The following is a 16,544-nucleotide window of genomic DNA, read 5'->3' as shown; positions in this document are numbered from 1 at the left end:
ACCCCGACTGCACTCCACGCACCCGAGGCGTCCTTCGCTGCCCCCCGCCGCCGACCCGGTGACGCGGTCAGCCCTGACTGGTTACGGTGCCGGGGCAGTCACCCCACGAGAGGAACCGATCATGGATCTCCAGGGCGTCTCGGCCCTCGTCACCGGCGGCGCGTCCGGCCTCGGGCTGGCCACCGCGCGGGCGATCACCGCGGCCGGCGGGCGGGTGGTGGTCGCCGACCTGCCCTCGTCGAACGGCAAGGAGGTCGCCGCCGACCTCGGCGGCGAGTTCGTCGCCGCCGACGTCACCGACGCCGACGCCCTGGGCGCCGCGGTCGCCGCCGCCGAAGCGGCCGGGCCCTTCCGCGCGCTCGTGCACTGCGCCGGCATCGGCAGCCTCACCCGGGTGGTCGAGAAGAACGGCGACCCCGGCGACATGGAGGCCTTCGAGCGGGTCGTGCGCGTCAACCTCTTCGGCTCGTTCAACGCCCTGCGCCTCGCCGGCGCGGCGATCGCGCGCACCGAGCCCGTCGACGGCGAGCGCGGCGCGATGATCATGACGGCGTCCGTGGCCGCGTTCGAGGGCCAGATCGGGCAGATGGCCTACACGGCGTCGAAGGGCGGCGTCGTGTCGATGACGCTCTGCGCGGCGCGCGACCTCGCGTCGAAGCTGGTGCGCGTCAACACCATCGCGCCCGGGCTGTTCGACACCCCGCTCTTCGCGACGCTCTCGGAGGACGTGCGCAAGGCCCTCGGCGACTCGGTGCCCCACCCGCGCCGCCTCGGCGACCCCGCCGAGTACGGGCAGATGGCCGTCGCGATGCTGCAGAACCCGATGCTCAACGGCGAGACGATCCGTCTCGACGGCGCGATCCGGATGCCGCCGCGATGAGCGCGCCGGAGGGCGACGAGACGGTCCTGCGCACCGAGCGCGAGGGCACGACGCTGGTCATCACCATCGACCGCCCGCGCGCCCGGAACGCGGTGAACCTGGCCGTGGCCCAGGGCATCGCGGCCGCGCTCGACGAGCTCGACGGCGACGACGCGCTGGTCACCGGCATCCTCACCGGCGCCGGCGGGTTCTTCAGCGCGGGCATGGACCTCAAGGCCTTCCTGCGCGGCGAGCGCCCGCACGTCGAGGGCCGCGGGTTCGCCGGCATCACCGCCGGCCCGCCCGCGAAGCCGCTGATCGCCGCGGTCGAGGGCCCGGCGCTGGCGGGCGGCTGCGAGCTGGCGCTCTCGTGCGACCTCGTCGTGGCCTCGGAGGAGGCGAGCTTCGGCATCCCGGAGGTCAAGCGGGGGCTCGCCGCGGCCGCGGGCGGCCTGATGCGCCTGCCCGCGCGCATCCCGCGCACGATCGCGATGGAGCTCGCGCTCACCGGCGACCCGATGAGCGCCGCCGACGCGCACCGGTGGGGCCTGGTCAACCGGCTCACCGCCCCCGGCGGCGCGCTGGACGGGGCCCGCGAGCTGGCCGCCCGGATCGGGGCCAACGGCCCGCTGGCCGTGCGGGCGAGCAAGCAGGTGATCGTCGCCTCGCCCGACTGGAGCGCGGCGGAGATGTGGGAGCGGCAGGGCGAGATCCTGGGCCCCGTGCTCTCCAGCGAGGACGCCCGCGAGGGCGCGGCGGCCTTCGCCGAGAAGCGCGCGGCGGTCTGGAAGGGACGCTAGGTGCGCCGCCGCGTGAGCGCGTAGCTCGTGGCGTCGGCGCGGTTCCGCGCCCCGATCTTGCCGTAGAGGTTGGCGACGTGGCGCTCGACGGTGTGGACGCTGAGGGCGAGGGCGCGGGCGATCTCCTTGTTGCTGGCGCCTCCGGCGAGCAGGTCGAGCACCTCGGCCTCCCGGCGGGTCAGCCCGTCGTCGGGGGCCACCTCCGGCGCAGGGGTCGGGACGGCGTCCGCGCCGGCGCGCTGCTCGGCACGCCGCAGACCCCGGAGCGACGCGTCGATGAACAGGGGCGCCTGCCAGTGCTGGTGCACGCGCAGCGCGGCGGCGAAGTGCCCGGAGGCGTCGGCGTGCCGTCCCGTCGCGGCCGCGGTGAGCCCGAGGTAGTGGTCGACCGCGCCCCACCAGCCGACGACCCCGAGGAACGCGATGCGCCCGCGGTACGGGACGAGCAGGTCGTACAGGGTCGAGCAGTGCTCCGGGTGCTCCAGGCACGCCGCGGTCTCGGCGAGGATCGCGATGCTGGCGAGCCACAGGGAGTCCCGCGGGATCGCGCCGCAGCGCCCCTCGAGCAGGCTGTCGAGGGCGGCGAGCGCCTCGGACCGTCGGCCGGTGTCGGCGAGCAGGAGCGCGAGCTGGCAGCGGAAGGTCACCAGCACCGGCCAGCGGGCGGCCTGCTCCCGGACGGCGTCCTCGGCCTCCGCGGTACGGCCGGCCTGCCGGAGGAGCGTGAAGCGCTGCCCGGTGGCGTAGACGACGGTCGGCTGGATCCCGAGTCGGCGACCCTCGGTCTCGGCCCGGTCGATCTCCGCGAGGGCCTCGTCGACACGACCCTGCATCGTCGTGCGCACCCCCCGGAACACCTGCAGGTACCAGCGGACCAGGGGCCGGCCGCTGCGGTCGGCCAGGGCGGCGAGCCCGTCGATCTCCGCCTCGGCCCGCACGATGTCGAGCTGCAGGCAGTCGGGGACCAGGACCCGCCGGGCCCCGAGCTCGAGCGCCTCGTCCTCGAGGTGCCGCGCGAGGTCGAGGACCTCCCGGCCGACGGCGAGGCGTTCCTCGAAGCCGTCGGGCCCGCGCATGACGAACTGCTGCGCGGCCAGGGCCCCGGCCAGGCAGCGGGGGTCGTCGAGGGCCCGGGCGTCCTGGGCCGCCTGGCGCGCCAGGGTGCGGGCGCGCTCGAGGCCTGGGCCCCAGTACAGCTCGGTGGCCAACCGCGCCCGCAGGGCGACGTCCAGGGCGCCGGCCGGGTCGTCGGGCAGCCGGGCCAGGGTCCGCTCGATCAGCTGCACCAGGCCGACGTCGACGGTGCCCGCGGAGACGACCATCTCCCCGAGCCCGAGCGCGGCGGCCGCCATGGCGGGCGCCGAGCCCCGGCGCGCCGCGACCGCCCAGGCCTCCTCGAAGGATCGCCGGGCCTCCTGGAGGTGCCCTGCGCGGCCGGCCGACCGGCCCAGCTTGACCAGGAGATCGGTGCGCGCGGGTTCCCCGGCGTCGACGAGGGCCAGTGCTCGTCGGCACCAGTCGGCGGCGATCCCGTCGGCCGCCGTCGCCGCCGCGTGGTCGGCCGCCCGTTCCGCGAGGGTCCGCGCGCGGACCCGGGCCTCGGGTGAGTCGGCGGCCTGCACGGCGTGGTGGGCGATCGCGACGGCGTAGGCGGGCTCGTCGTCGAAGCGGGCCAGCGCCGCGAGCGCCGCCCGGTGCAGGACGACCCGTGCAGCGGGGTCGATGTGCTGGTAGAGCGCCTGCTGGACCAGGACGTGGTCGAAGCGGTAGAAGGCCGTCCCCGTCCCCGGGCCCGAGATGAGCCCGCTGCCGACCGCCGGGGCGAGCGTCGCCGCGACGTCGTCGACGGTCGTCCCCCGCATGCCGGCGAGCAGGGAGGGGACGACCTCGCGGCCGAGGACGGCGGCCTGGGCCAGCGCCTCCTGGGTGACCTCGGGCAGCCGCCCGACGCGGATGCGGATGGCGGCGTCGACGGTCGTGGGCACGGCGTCGAGCCCTCCGTCCAGACGCAGGACCTCGCCGAGGAAGAAGGGGTTGCCCCCGGTCCGGTCGTGGAGCAGGTCGACGTCGACGCCCGCGTCGGTGGAGGCCCGGACGAAGGTCGCGGTCTGGTCCCGGGTCAGGCCGGTGAGCCGCACCAGGTCGGCGGACGCCTCCCCGGCCAGCGCGAACAGCGGGTGGTCGCCGGAGACCTCGCCGTCGCGGTAGGTGCCCAAGCACAGCAGGGGGTGGTCGACGGCGGCGCCGAGGACGAAGCGCAGCAGCGCCAGCGACGCCTCGTCGGCCCGGTGGAGGTCGTCGAACACGAGCACCGCGGGACGCGTCGACGCCGCGTCGGTCAGCGCCTCGGTGACGCTGTCGAACAGGCGGAAGCGGTCGCTGTCGGGCGAGGCCCCGGTGAGGGCCTGCAGCGCCGGCGCCCAGTCGCCCTCGGTTCGCTTGGACAGTGACCGGAGCAGCCGGATCCACGGCCAGAACGGGGGCGCGCCCTCGGTCTCGGCGCAGCGTCCCCAGGCGGCCACGGACCCGGAGCACCGCGCGTGCTCCACGGCGACGCGCGCGAGGGAGCTCTTGCCCACCCCGGGCTCACCCGTGATCAGCACGAACCGACCCCGGCCGGCACCCGACTCGTCGACGTGCTGCCGCAGACGCTCCGCTTCCCGCTCGCGCCCGACGAGCGACCCACCCCCCACCACCGTCCCGACCCTAGGGCTCGGGCGGTGGTGAACGACCACGTCGCTACATGGTTTCCGGGATGTCGCCCTCCCCCGCCGCTCGGCGAGGCTTCTCCCGAGCGGAGCGGTGCCACCGAGGGGAGACGGCGATGAGCAACCAGGTCGTGGTGACCGGCGCGAACGGCTGGATCGGCGGCCACGCGTGCCGCGTGCTGCACCGGCTCGGGTGGGAGGTCGTCGGCGTCTCCCGGACGCCGGAGCAGGCGCGCGACCAGCACCCGCAGTGGCGCTGGATCGGGGTCGGGGACGAGCTCGAGCAGGCCGTCACCGAGGCCGGCCGGGTGCTGAACCTCGCCGGGCGGAACGCCTTCGAGCAGCCCTGGACGACGGAGTTCGTCGACGCCATGCGCTCGAGCCGCATCGGGACGACGGAGCGGATCGTGGACGCGCTGGCCCGGACGGGGGTCGCGGACCCCGTGCTGGTCAGCGCGAGCGGTTACCCCGTCTGCGGGGACGGCGGCGAGCAGGAGCTCGACGAGGACCTGCCCGCCAGCCGCGAGCTCGTCCTCGGCGACATCGACGCCGAGTGGGAGGCCGTGGCCGCCCGCGCCGCCGGGGGGCCGGCGCGGGTGGCCATCATGCGGATCGGGCTGGTCCTCGGAGGGGACGGCGGAGGCTTCCCCGTGCTGCGACAGCCCTTCGACGCCGGCCACGGGGTGGTGCTCGGCAGCGGCCGGCAGTGGCTGCCCTGGATCCACCTCAGCGACGTCGTCGGGCTGCTCGTCGAGGCGCTCACCGACCCCGCCTACCGCGGGGTCGTCAACGCCGTGGCCCCGCAGCCCGCACGGCACGCCGAGCTGGCCCGGGCGATCGGCGAGGCGCTCGGCGTCCCGTGGCAGGACCAGGTCCCCGCGGACCGCGTCGCCGAGGCCCTCGGCGGGGCCAGCGAGCTGCTCCTGCACAGCCACCGCCTCGTGCCCCGGCGGGCGCTCGCCCACGGCTTCGACTTCGCCCATCCCGAGATCACCGGCGCCGTCCGGGACATCGTCGCCGCCTGATCACCCACCGAACGACACCACGGAGGAGTACGGAGATGCGTCTGGACGGGAAGATCGCCCTCGTCACCGGCGGGGAGAGCGGGATCGGTCGCGCGTCCGCGACCGCCATGGTCGACGAGGGCGCGAAGGTCCACCTCGTCGGGCTCGACGGGGACGGGCTGGAGCAGGCCGCGGTCGAGCTCGGCGAGCAGCGTGCGAGCTGGACGGTCGCGGACGTCACCGACGAGGACGCGGTGCGCGACGCGATCGGGGCGGCGGTCGAGCGGTACGGCCGCCTCGACGTCGTCTTCAGCAACGCCGGCAACACCGGGGCGGTCGCGCCCCTCGAGGACTACCCCTCGGACGAGTTCGCCCGCACGCTGCAGGTGCACGCGCTGGGCGCCTTCCACGTGGTCAAGCACGCGAGCCCGCACCTCGGCGAGGGCGCCAGCGTGATCATCACCTCCAGCGTCGTCGGGCTCATGGGCTTCGCCGGGATCAGCGGGTACATCGCGGCCAAGCACGCCCAGGTCGGGGTGATGCGGGCGGCCGCGAAGGAGCTCGCCCCGCGGCGCATCCGCGTCAACTCCCTGCACCCGGGACCGACGTCGACGGCGTTCCAGGACAGCATCGAGATGCGCGCGACCGGCGCGTCCCAGCAGGACGCCGCGGCCGCCTTCGACGAGCTGATCCCCCTGCACCGCCACGCGACGCCCGCGGAGATCGCCCGGACCGTGCTCTACCTGGCCTCGGACGACAGCGCCTTCATGACCGGCGCGACCGTCGCCGTCGACGGCGGCCTCACCATCTGAGAGGTGCGCTTCGCGCATGTGTGCACTTCTCGGTGCTCCAGCACCGAGAAGTGCTCACGTGCCGAAGGCACCTACACGGTCTCCTCGCCGTACATCTCGCCCAGCGGGTCCTGGATGAACTCGATGCGGGCGCCGTCGGGGTCGCGCGTGTAGATCGAGACGTCGGACTCGAGCATGTACTCGATCCCGCGCTCGTCGAGGCGGCTCTTGATCCCGTACCACTGGGTGCCCGGCACCGAGATCGCGAGGTGGTGCAGCCCGCCGCGCACCTCGTCGTACGGGCCGGGGTCGACGCCGGGCAGGTCGAAGAACGCCAGGCAGTTGCCGTTGCCGACGTCGAAGAAGAAGTGCGTCGAGCCCGCGAGGTCGCGGTTCTCGAACAGCACGGTGACCGGGAAGCCGGCCACGTTCTGGTACCACTCCACGGTGGTGCGCACGTCGCGGCAGATCAGCGCCGTGTGGTGGATGCCCTTGCCGGTCGACGGCGGGCGGTGCTCCCGGGAGAACAGGAACTCCTCGCGGATCCGGTCGCGCTCGGCGGTCAGCCGCTCGCGCTCCTCGTCGCTGATCAACGATGACTTGTCCGCGCTCACGGGAGTCACCGTAGCCACGCGCGGGCGACCCGTCGCCCCCACGTCAGCGCAGGTCGTGCACGGCGAGCGTCCCCGCGTCGCGCTCGGCCTTGCCGCCGGCGTGGTCGGCGCCGTCGGTGAGGTCGCCGAGCAGGCGGTAGGTCATGCTGCGCGGCCGCAGGCCCAGCGTCTCGGCGGCCTCGTCGTCCAGGCGCTCGACGAGCGTCTTGGTGACCAGCTGCTGGCCGCCCGTGGCCACCTGCTCGACGCGCGCGCACTCGTTGACCTCGTCGCCCAGCGCCGTGACCTCCAGCCGGCCGCCGGTGACGACCTGCCCGATGAACAGGTCGGCGCCCCAGTGCGCGCCCACGTTCATGCGGCAGTCCTCCGGGCGCAGCTCGACCCCGGTGTCGGCGAGGTCGGCGATCACGCCCGCGATCGCGTCCGCCAGCTCCTGCACCGTGCGCAGCGCGGCGAGCGCCGCGGCCGCGTCGGAGCCGTGGGTCTCGCGCAGGAAGTAGGCGCTGGCCCCGTCGCCGGCGTGCTTGCCGACGATGCCGCCGTGGCGCGCGACGAGGGCGTCGAACGCGGTGGTGACTCCGCGGATCAGCTCGAAGTAGACGGGCGTGGGCAGGCGCCGCGACAGCGGGCCCGAGCCGTCGATGTCGGCGAAGAGCACCGCGGCCGGGCGCTGGGCCGGCGCCGACAGGTCGGCCATGCGCGTGAACATCTCCTCGTCGCCCTCGGAGACGAGCGCGAGGACGCGGGCCGGCAGCAGCGGGGCGTAGACCAGCACCGCGCCCATCGGCGACCCGTCGGGGTGGCGCAGCGCGACCCCGAGCAGGCCCACCGCGCGTCGGCGGGCGCCGACCTGCAGGTCGAGCGCGAGGACCCACAGCGGCGTCGTCTCCGGGTCGGCGAGGCGGGGGTGCAGCTCGGCGCGCAGGGTCTCGACCGAGCCGGCCGTGAGCAGCTCGCGCCACACCGGGCGCTCGAGCACCTCGTCGACGTGGTGTCCGAGGCCGACGTCGGTGTCGGCGTCGGCCCCGGCGAGCAGCAGCATCTGCTCGGACACCCACGCCAGCCGGCCGTCGGCGTCGACCACCTGGGCCGCGGCCCGGCTCTCCGCCAGCGCGGTCAGCACGTCGCCCAGCGGGCCGTCGGCGTCTCCCCCCACGGCGCCGGACCCTACGGGGGCACTGGGCCGCACGGCGGATCAGGACGCGGGTGGGTGGCGGCCCAGGGCACGGCGGTGATCCGCGTCGTGGACGAGGACGTCGAGCAGTTCGGCGATGTGGTGGTCGCGCGCCCGGGACAGGACGTGGCGCCCGGCGCGGCGCTGGGTGACGAGGCCGGCGAGCCGCAGCTTGGCCAGGTGCTGCGAGATCGCGGGGCGCGTGGCGCCGAGGCGCGCGGCCAGCGTGGAGACGTCCAGCTCGGCGCCGCAGAGCAGCCAGAGCATGCGCAGGCGAGTGGGGTCGGCGAGCATCCGCAGCCCCTCGACCGCGACGTCGACGTTCGCGTCGGACGGGAGGCGCGACCAGTCCCCGTCCCCTCTGACGTCGTCGTGTGCGCACACGCTTACGTATTGTGCCACCATGGGTGGACGTGGCCGAATGGCCGCACGCACGACGGCGCCCGGCCCCGGTGGAGGACCACCCGAGATGAGCAGACCGTTCGAGCAGACGCACGCCCGTGCCGCGTCGCGCGGGGCGCACGGCCGTGACCTGACCACCCGCCTGCCCGTGCGCGCCTGCGGCCACGACGGCACCGGCAGCGAGCACGCGGCGCTGGTGGCCGAGGTCCTCGCCCTGCACGACGCCCTCGTCGCCGCGCCGTCCCTCGAACCGGGCCCGCACACCGACGACCTGTTCACCCGCCTGGTCGCCCTGGCCGTCGCACGGCGCCCGGCGGCGGTGGTGGCCGCGGTGCTCGCCGACCCGCGGGTGCGCGAGCGCCTGCCCGACCTGCGGGCCCGCTGCGCGGCGGGCGAGTACGCGCTCGAGCGGTGCTGGGCCCGCCGGGTGCTCGCGGCGGACGATCCCGCGTCCGCGCTCGCGGGGTTCCCTTACCTGCAGAACTACCGGGACCTCACCCGCATGGAGTTCCACGCGGTCGCCGGGCACGCGCCGGCCCCGCCGCGGCGGGCGCTGTTCGTCGGCTCCGGGCCGCTGCCGCTCTCGGCGCTGCTGCTCGCGCGCCACGGCGTCGCGGTGGACGCCGTCGACGTCGACCCCGAGGCCGTCGCCCTGGGCGGCGCGCTCGCCCGCGCGCTCGGCGACGACGTCGCGGTGACCGAGGGCGACGTGCTCGGGCTCGGCGACCTGGGCGGCTACGACCTCGTCTGCCTCGCCGCGCTGGTCGGCCTGGCGCCCGAGGACAAGGCGGCGGCGCTGGCGCACGTCCGCGCCCGGATGCGGCCCGGCGCGATGGTGCTCGCCCGCAGCGCCCACTCGCTGCGCACCCTGCTCTACCCGGTGCTCGAGGTCGGCGGGAGCGGGGACGCCGGCCTCGGCGGGCTCGACCCCGTCGCCGTCCTGCACCCGCACACCGACGTCGTCAACTCGGTGGTGCTCGCCCGCGTCCCGGGCTGAGGAGGCACGCTGTGCCGGTGCCCGCCCCGCGCACCCGCCCGCACCCCGTCGCCGTCACCGCCGTGCTGCTGCTCGTCGCGATGATCGCCGCGCTCCTCTGGCGCTCGGACGAGTCCGGGACGGGCGCCCGCGACGTCGGCAGCGTCTCGGACCTCCCGGTCGCCGCGGCGCCCGGCACCGCGTGCGCTCCGTCGATCACCAACCCGGGCGGGCGCAACAACTACCGCGCGGACGCCCCGTACGACGTGCCCCTGGGCCGCGGCCTGGTGATCACCGGCGTCGTGCGGGACACGGCGTGCCGACCGCTGCCCGGCGTCCCGGTGCAGGTGTGGTTGCAGACCGCGGGGGGCAGCGAGCGCGAGAACCGCACCACGGTGCTCACCGGCCCCGACGGGCGCTACCGCGTGGACAGCGACCCGGCGGTGGCACAGTTCGGCGAGCCCAACGTGCACGTCGCCCACGATGTCGACGACCCCTGGCGCTCGGTGTTCCTGCGCAACGTGATCGACAGCGCCGACACCCTCGCCGTCGTCGACCTGACGCTGGTGCCACGCTCGTGAGCCTCGTGCGCGTGCTCGTCGGGGTGGCGGCGCTCGGGGCCGTCGCGCTGGTCGGCCTCGCCCTCGCGGGCCCCCACCTGGCCGGCGCCCCGGTGCTGCTGGTCGTGTCGACGGTGGCCGCCTGCCTCGCGGTGGCGGCGCTCGCGGTCCAGCCGTGGCTCACGCGGCGCCGGGTCGGGGTGCACGTGCGGGTCGGCGCGATCGTCGCGGTGCTCGTCGTCCTGCACGTCGTCGCGCTGCTCGTCGAGGACCCCGACGACGCCCTCTACTCGATGTCGCCCGACGGCCCGACGCGGGCGCGGATGGCGCTGATCGCCACGCTGCTGCTGGGCGTCGTCACGCTGCTCGGGGTGCTGCGCCGCCGGCTGCGGTGGTCGCCGGCGACGTGGCGGTTCGTGCACGGCAGCCTCGCCGCGCTCGTCGTCGTCCTCGGCGTCGGGCACGCGCTGCTCATCCAGGGCGCCCTCGACGGGTGGGGCACGCCGGTGCTGCTCGTGCTCGGCGGCCTCGGCGCCGTGGGCGCGGTGGTGCGCCTGGTCCGGGTCCTGCGCGCCCCTCCCCCGGCGGGTGACGCGACCCCGCCCGATGGTGGGCGCGTCCGGTCGGGCGGCGGGCTGCGCGGCTAGCGTCGCCGCGGTGGAGCCCACGCCGATCTTCGCCGCCCTCGTCGCCCCGCCGGCGCGGGGCACGGCCCATGACGGCGCCCGGGACGGCCAGGGCGCGCAGCGGCGCACGGTCACCGAGATCCTCCGGGCGTTGCACGCGGAGGACCGGGACGTGGCGGCCCCGGTGACGACGGGCCGCGTCGGCCACGTCCCCGGCGTCCTGAGCTTCCGGCCCTCCTCGCGCGTCTGAACGGACGCCCGGGTCCCGCGGAGGATCCGCGTGACGCCCGGTCGCGGTTAGGGTCCGGACCGTGAGCGCGCCGCCCCGTCCGTTCCGACGTCTCGCGATCGTCAACCGCGGCGAGCCCGCGATGCGCCTGATCAACGCCGTCCGGGAGTGGAACGCCGAGCACGAGGGCGTGCTCCCGGAGATCCGCACCATCGCGGTGCACACCGCGGTCGACCGCCACGCGATGGCGGTGCGCGAGGCCGACGAGGCCGTGCTCATCGGGCCCGACGACCCCGACGACATGGGCCCCGTGCCCTACCTCGACCTCGCCGAGCTCGAGCGCGCGCTGGTCGCGGTCCGCGCCGACGCCGTGTGGCCGGGCTGGGGGTTCGTCTCCGAGCGCGCCGAGTTCGCCGAGCTGTGCGAGCGCCTGGGCATCACGTTCGTCGGGCCGGGCTCGGCGACGATGCGCCGGCTCGGTGACAAGATCGAGTCCAAGCGCATCGCCGAGGGCGTGGGCGTGCCGATGGCCCCGTGGAGCGGCGGCCCGGTGGCCGACACCGAGGCCGCGCGCACGGCGGCCGAGAAGATCGGCTTCCCGCTCATGGTCAAGGCCACCGCGGGCGGCGGGGGGCGCGGCATCCGCTTCGTGGCCCGTCCCGAGGACCTCGACGACGCCTTCACGCGCGCGTCGGCCGAGGGGTCGCGCACCGCCGGTGACGGCACGGTCTTCCTCGAGGGCGCGGTGCGCGGCGGGCGCCACGTCGAGGTGCAGGTGGTGGCCGACGAGCACGGCGGCGTCGTCACCCTGGGCGTGCGCGACTGCAGCGTGCAGCGGCGCAACCAGAAGGTCCTCGAGGAGTCGGCGTCCACCGCGCTCGACGTCGAGCGCGACCGGCTGCTGCGCCGCAGCGCCGCCGACCTCGCCCGCGCCGCCGGGTACGTCAACGCCGGCACGGTCGAGTTCCTCTACGACCCCGCCCAGGACGTCCTGTCGTTCATGGAGGTCAACACCCGGCTGCAGGTCGAGCACCCGGTGACCGAGGCCGTCACCGGCGTCGACGTGGTCAAGCTCCAGCTGCACGTGGCCATGGGCGGGACGCTGGACGAGGTCCTGGGCCCCGAGGTGATGGCCGACCCCATCGCACCACCGGCCTCCGGGCACGCCATCGAGGCCCGGCTCACCGCCGAGGACCCCGAGCGCGGGTTCGCCCCGGCGCCCGGCGCGATCCGCCACCTGGTGCTGCCCGCCGGCCCGGGCATCCGCGTCGACACCGGCGTGGCCGCCGGGGACGTCATCCCGCCGCAGTACGACTCGATGATCGCCAAGGTGATCGCCTGGGGCCGCACGCGCGACGAGGCCCGCGCGCGCCTGTCCCGCGCGATCCGGCAGACCGCCGTGGTCGTCGAGGGCGGCACCACCAACAAGGCGTTCCTGCTCGACCTGCTCACCCGCCCCGAGGTCGCCCACGGCACCGCGGACACCACGTGGCTCGACACGATGATGGCCGACGGCTACACCCCGCCGCGCCGGGTCGACGTCGCGCTGCTGGCCGCCGCCGTCGAGGCCCACGAGGCGCACGAGTTCCGGCAGCAGGGGCGGCTGTTCCTCTCCGCCGAGCGCGGCCGTCCCGAGGTCGGGCACGAGGTCTGGCACCAGGTCGACGTCCGCGTCGTCGGCGAGTCCTACCGCCTGCGCGTGGCCCGGACGCAGCCGTCGCACTACCGGGTGGTGCTCGACGGCGACACCGGCGTGGACGTGGTGGTCGAGCGCTCCGGCCGCTTCGAGCGTCGCCTCACGGTCGGCGGGCACACCTTCGGCGTGCTCTCGGTGACCCAGGGCTCGGACTACCTCGTCGAGGTCGACGGGGCCGTGCACCGCATCGCCGGCGGCGAGGCCGGGCTCGTGCGCGCGCCCGCGCCGGCCATGGTCGTGGCCGTGCCCGTCTCCCCCGGCGACACCGTCAGCGAGGGCGACACGGTCGCCGTCGTGGAGAGCATGAAGCTGGAGACCGCACTGCGGGCGCCGGTGTCCGGGCGGGTCGCCGAGGTGCTGGTGGACGCCAACACCCAGGTCGAGGGCGGCACCCGGCTGGTGCGCCTCGAGCCCGACGTCGACGACCCCGCCGCGGGCGGTGGCGGCGCCCGCGTGAGCCTCGCGCCCCTGGTGGCGGGGCCCGCGGCCGAGGCCCGCGACGCCCACACGCGGGCCCGCGAGGCGCTGGCGGGGCTGCGCGCGCTGGTGCTGGGCTACGACGTCGACGAGCGCGAGACGCACCCGCTGCTCGAGGCCCTGGACCGGGCGCGCGAGGAGCTGCCGCCCGAGGACCCGGACATCCTCGACGACGAGATCGGCATCCTGCGCATCGTCGCCGACCTCGCCGCGCTCTCGCGCAACCGGCGCCTCGAGGGCGGTGTCGAGGTCGACGACACCGCCGTGGACGAGGAGGCGGTGCGCAACCCGCAGGAGTACCTGCACGCCTACCTGCGCTCGCGGGATCCCGACGCCGAGGTGCTGCCCGAGTCGTTCCTGCTCAAGCTGCGCCGGGCGCTGGCGCACTACGGGGTCACCGACCTCACCGGCAGCCCGGAGGTGCTCGGCCCGGCGCTCTACCGGATGTTCCTGGCGCACCGGCGCTCCGGCGCCCACCAGCCCGTCGTCGCGGCCCTGCTGCGCGCCCGGCTGCACCACACCGGCCTGCCCGACCACGAGGGCGCGGCGTTCCGCGCCGTGCTGGACCACCTCGTCGCCGCCACCCAGGTGCGCCAGCCGCAGATCGGCGACCTCGCCCGGCAGGTGCGCTTCCGCTGCTTCGACGCGCCGCTGATCGAGTCCGAGCGCGCCCGGGTGCAGGACCGGGTGCGCGCCGAGCTCGACGACCTCTCCGACGACCCCGCCGCCCGCGCGGCGCAGATCGACGAGATCGTCGCGTCGGGCGAGCCGATCCTCGGGGTGTTCGCCGAGCGCCACCACGCGGTGATGCTCGAGGTGATGACCCGGCGGTACTACGGGCTCATCCGCGACCTCGGCGACGTGCGGGTCGACCAGCACGACGGGCGCCCCCTGCTCACCGCCCGCTACCGCCACGACGACCACTCCTACGTCGTCGTCGCCACGGTGGCCACGGTCGACGAGCCCGAGGGCGCGACCACCGCCCCGGACACGGTGTCGACCGACCTGCACCGGCTCGTCGGGTCGCTGCCTGCGGGCGACACGGTGCTCATCGACCTCTACGTCACGTCCCCGCGGGGCTCCGAGGCGCCCGACGGGCCCGACGACCGCGCGGAGAGGATCCGCGAGGCGATCGGCACGGTCCCGGCCGCGGTCGGCCGCGTGACCGTCGGCGTCCGCGGGACCATCGACGAGGGCAGCGGGACCACGAGCTGGTTCACGTTCCGCCGCGCCGACGACGGTTCGGCGCGCGAGGACCGCACCCTGCGCGGCCTGCACCCCATGGTCGCCGAGCGGCTCGGCCTCTGGCGGCTGCGCGACTTCGAGCTCACCCGCCTGCCGTCGGCCACCGACGTCCACCTGTTCGACGCCCGCGGCCGCAACGTCCCCGAGGACCGCCGGCTGATCGTCACCGGCGACGTCCGCGACCTCACCGTCCTGCGCGACGACACCGGGCGCATCCGGGCCCTGCCGCAGGTGGAGGCCGTGCTCGACGCCGCGCTCGACAGCCTGCGCTCCGCCCGGGCCGCCGACGCCGACCTGGGCCGGCTGGCCTGGAACCGCGTGCTGCTCTACGTGTGGCCGGTGGTCGAGGTGCCGCTGACCGAGCTCGACGGCATCGTGCGCACCCTCGCCCCGCGCACCGAGAGCCTGGGGATCGAGCAGGTCATGGTGCGGTTCCGGACGCCCGACGGCACCGGGCCCGGCACCCGGGAGTGGGTGCTGCGGATGAGCCGCCCGCCGGGTGCGGGGCTGACCCTGCGGGTCACCGAGTGGCCGAGCCACCCGATGGGCGAGCTCGACGCCTACACGCAGAAGGTGATCAAGGCGGCCCGCCGTGGCGCGCTGTACCCCTACGAGCTGGTCTCGCTGGTCACCCGCAACCCCGACCCGGACGGCGACCCGGGCACGTTCACCGAGTACGACCTCGACCCGACCGACCTGCGCCCGGTGCCGGTCGACCGCGCGCCCGGGTCGAACACCGCCAACATCGTGCTCGGCATGGTCACCACCACCACGCGGCGCCAGCCCGAGGGCCTGACCCGCGTCGTGCTGCTGGGCGACCCGACGCGCGCGCTGGGGGCCATCGCGGAGCCCGAGTGCCGCCGGGTGCTCGCCGCGATCGACCTCGCCCGCGAGCACCGGGTGCCCGTCGAGTGGTACGCGGTGTCGGCCGGCGCCAAGATCGCCATGGACTCCGGCACCGAGAACATGGACTGGATCTCCCGGGTCCTGCGGGCGATCATCCTGTTCACCCAGGACGGCGGGGAGATCAACGTCGTCGTCACCGGCATCAACGTCGGCGCCCAGCCCTACTGGAACGCCGAGTCCACGATGCTGATGCACACCCGCGGCATCCTCGTGATGACCCCGGACTCGGCGATGGTGCTCACCGGCAAGCAGTCGCTCGACTACTCCGGCGGGGTGTCGGCCGAGGACAACTACGGCATCGGCGGCTACGACCGGATCATGGGCCCGAACGGCGAGGCCCAGTACTGGGCGCCGGACCTCTCGGGCGCCGTCGACCTGCTGCTCGAGCACTACGCCCACACCTACGTCGTGCCCGGCGAGCGCTTCCCCCGGCCGGCACCGACGAGCGACCCGGTCGACCGCGACGTGCGCGACGCCCCGCACCACGGCGACGGGTTCACCCGCGTCGGCGAGATCTTCGACCCCGCCGTCAACGCCGAGCGCAAGAAGCCCTTCGACATCCGCTCGCTCATGCGGGGCGTCGCCGACACCGACCACCCCACCCTCGAGCGCTGGGCCGACATGCAGGCCGCCGAGTCGGTCGTCGTGCTCGACGCGCACCTGGGCGGGCACCCCGTCGAGCTCATCGGCATCGAGTCGAAGCCCTTGCCCCGCCACGGCCCGCCGCCGGTCGACGGCCCGTCGCAGTGGACGGCGGGCACGCTGTTCCCGCGCTCGTCGAAGAAGACCGCGCGGGCGATCAACGCCGCGAGCGGCAACCGGCCGGTGGTCGTGCTGGCCAACCTCTCGGGCTTCGACGGCTCACCGGAGTCGCTGCGCGGCATCCAGCTGGAGTACGGCGCGGAGATCGGCCGGGCGGTGGTCAACTTCGACGGCCCGATCGTGTTCTGCGTCGTCTCGCGGTACCACGGCGGCGCCTTCGTCGTGTTCTCCGGGACGCTCAACGACGGCATGGAGGTGGCCGCCGTCGAGGGCTCCTACGCCTCGGTGATCGGCGGCGCCCCGGCGGCCGCGGTCGTGTTCGCCGGCGAGGTCGCGAAGCGCACGGCCGCGGACCCGCGCGTCGCCGACCTCGAGAGCCGCATCGGCGAGGGCCTCGAGCGCGGCGAGGACGTCGCCGAGCTGCGCGAGGAGCTGGTCGCGGTGCGCCCCGGGGTGCGTTCGGAGAAGCTCGGCGAGATCGCCGACGAGTTCGACACGCAGCACTCCATCGCCCGCGCGCAGGAGATGGGGTCGGTGCACGCGATCGTCCCGCCCGCCCGGCTGCGTCCCTACCTCGTCGACGCCGTGCGGCGCGGGATGGAGCGCACGCTGTCCGGGTCGGGGTCGACTCCGGAGGTCTCGCCGCCCTCGTCGCCGGGCTGATCGTCGTCGCGCCGGGGCGCGGGCAGCTCGAGGTCGAGCTGGTCGTCCCCGG

General features: G+C 75.5%; 13 protein-coding genes. 9 read left to right on the top strand and 4 right to left on the bottom strand.

Annotated features, from left to right (window positions below):
* The first annotated feature begins 121 nt into the window (after positions 1-121).
* A complete protein-coding gene (locus ACQPX6_RS13430) occupies positions 122-880 on the top strand; it encodes an SDR family NAD(P)-dependent oxidoreductase (RefSeq protein ID WP_433787817.1) in 759 nt (252 codons plus the stop codon).
* The gene (locus tag ACQPX6_RS13425; protein WP_433787816.1) at positions 877-1,659 is read left to right on the top strand and encodes a crotonase/enoyl-CoA hydratase family protein; all 783 of its coding nucleotides are present in this window, start codon (positions 877-879) and stop codon (positions 1,657-1,659) included. The genes ACQPX6_RS13430 and ACQPX6_RS13425 overlap by 4 nt, the downstream gene beginning before the upstream one ends.
* Here the strand turns inward: ACQPX6_RS13425 and ACQPX6_RS13420 are convergent.
* Positions 1,656-4,355, bottom strand: coding sequence for an ATP-binding protein (locus ACQPX6_RS13420; RefSeq protein WP_433787815.1), 2,700 nt, complete (start codon positions 4,353-4,355; stop codon positions 1,656-1,658). The two genes, ACQPX6_RS13425 and ACQPX6_RS13420, sit on opposite strands and share 4 nt — an antisense overlap.
* A gap of 128 nt (positions 4,356-4,483) precedes the next feature.
* Here ACQPX6_RS13420 and ACQPX6_RS13415 point away from each other — a divergent pair, with 128 nt between their 5' ends.
* Positions 4,484-5,392, top strand: coding sequence for a TIGR01777 family oxidoreductase (locus tag ACQPX6_RS13415; RefSeq protein ID WP_433787814.1), 909 nt, complete (start codon positions 4,484-4,486; stop codon positions 5,390-5,392).
* A 35-nt stretch (positions 5,393-5,427) separates the two neighbouring features.
* Positions 5,428-6,183 (top strand): SDR family NAD(P)-dependent oxidoreductase, encoded by a 756-nt coding sequence (locus tag ACQPX6_RS13410; RefSeq protein WP_433787813.1) that lies wholly within the window; start codon positions 5,428-5,430, stop codon positions 6,181-6,183.
* A gap of 71 nt (positions 6,184-6,254) precedes the next feature.
* Here ACQPX6_RS13410 and ACQPX6_RS13405 read toward each other — a convergent pair whose 3' ends face one another.
* From ACQPX6_RS13405 to ACQPX6_RS13395, 3 genes are read right to left on the bottom strand one after another with little or no spacing between them, the layout of a single operon-like run.
* Positions 6,255-6,776, bottom strand: a complete 522-nt coding sequence (locus tag ACQPX6_RS13405) for a VOC family protein (RefSeq protein WP_433787812.1) — start codon at positions 6,774-6,776, stop codon at positions 6,255-6,257.
* A gap of 43 nt (positions 6,777-6,819) precedes the next feature.
* On the bottom strand, positions 6,820-7,932 hold the full coding sequence (locus ACQPX6_RS13400; RefSeq protein ID WP_433787811.1) for an adenylate/guanylate cyclase domain-containing protein: 1,113 nt from the start codon (positions 7,930-7,932) through the stop codon (positions 6,820-6,822).
* 39 nt (positions 7,933-7,971) lie between these two features.
* Positions 7,972-8,334 (bottom strand): ArsR/SmtB family transcription factor, encoded by a 363-nt coding sequence (locus tag ACQPX6_RS13395; RefSeq protein ID WP_433787810.1) that lies wholly within the window; start codon positions 8,332-8,334, stop codon positions 7,972-7,974.
* A gap of 85 nt (positions 8,335-8,419) precedes the next feature.
* Between ACQPX6_RS13395 and ACQPX6_RS13390 the strand changes: the two genes are divergently transcribed.
* The 5 genes from ACQPX6_RS13390 to ACQPX6_RS13370 all read left to right on the top strand — a co-directional run bounded on the left by ACQPX6_RS13390 (position 8,420) and on the right by ACQPX6_RS13370 (position 16,492).
* Positions 8,420-9,349, top strand: a complete 930-nt coding sequence (locus tag ACQPX6_RS13390) for a nicotianamine synthase family protein (protein ID WP_433787809.1) — start codon at positions 8,420-8,422, stop codon at positions 9,347-9,349.
* 17 nt (positions 9,350-9,366) lie between these two features.
* Positions 9,367-9,909: a hypothetical protein gene (locus tag ACQPX6_RS13385; protein ID WP_433787808.1), complete on the top strand. Its 543-nt coding sequence runs from the start codon at positions 9,367-9,369 to the stop codon at positions 9,907-9,909.
* On the top strand, positions 9,906-10,535 hold the full coding sequence (locus ACQPX6_RS13380) for a ferric reductase-like transmembrane domain-containing protein (protein ID WP_433787807.1): 630 nt from the start codon (positions 9,906-9,908) through the stop codon (positions 10,533-10,535). Before ACQPX6_RS13385 ends, ACQPX6_RS13380 begins: the two co-directional genes overlap by 4 nt.
* A gap of 10 nt (positions 10,536-10,545) precedes the next feature.
* Entirely contained in the window at positions 10,546-10,764 is a 219-nt protein-coding gene (locus tag ACQPX6_RS13375; RefSeq protein WP_433787806.1) for a hypothetical protein, read from the top strand.
* A gap of 61 nt (positions 10,765-10,825) precedes the next feature.
* Positions 10,826-16,492, top strand: coding sequence for a carboxyl transferase domain-containing protein (locus tag ACQPX6_RS13370; protein WP_433787805.1), 5,667 nt, complete (start codon positions 10,826-10,828; stop codon positions 16,490-16,492).
* Positions 16,493-16,544: the final 52 nt, after the last annotated feature.

This window comes from Actinomycetospora sp. CA-101289 (genome assembly GCF_050955895.1).
Taxonomy (GTDB): domain Bacteria; phylum Actinomycetota; class Actinomycetes; order Mycobacteriales; family Pseudonocardiaceae; genus Actinomycetospora.
Note: the sequence above shows the minus strand (reverse complement) of the source record. Positions and strands in the feature narration are given on the sequence as shown.

Bases quoted from the DNA above. Each gene is read 5' to 3' on its own strand.
- ACQPX6_RS13430 (WP_433787817.1), top strand. From the start codon at position 122: ATGGATCTCCAGGGCGTCTCGGCCCTCGTCACCGGCGGCGCGTCCGGC.
- ACQPX6_RS13425 (WP_433787816.1), top strand. From the start codon at position 877: ATGAGCGCGCCGGAGGGCGACGAGACGGTCCTGCGCACCGAGCGCGAG.
- ACQPX6_RS13415 (WP_433787814.1), top strand. From the start codon at position 4,484: ATGAGCAACCAGGTCGTGGTGACCGGCGCGAACGGCTGGATCGGCGGC.
- ACQPX6_RS13410 (WP_433787813.1), top strand. From the start codon at position 5,428: ATGCGTCTGGACGGGAAGATCGCCCTCGTCACCGGCGGGGAGAGCGGG.
- ACQPX6_RS13390 (WP_433787809.1), top strand. From the start codon at position 8,420: ATGAGCAGACCGTTCGAGCAGACGCACGCCCGTGCCGCGTCGCGCGGG.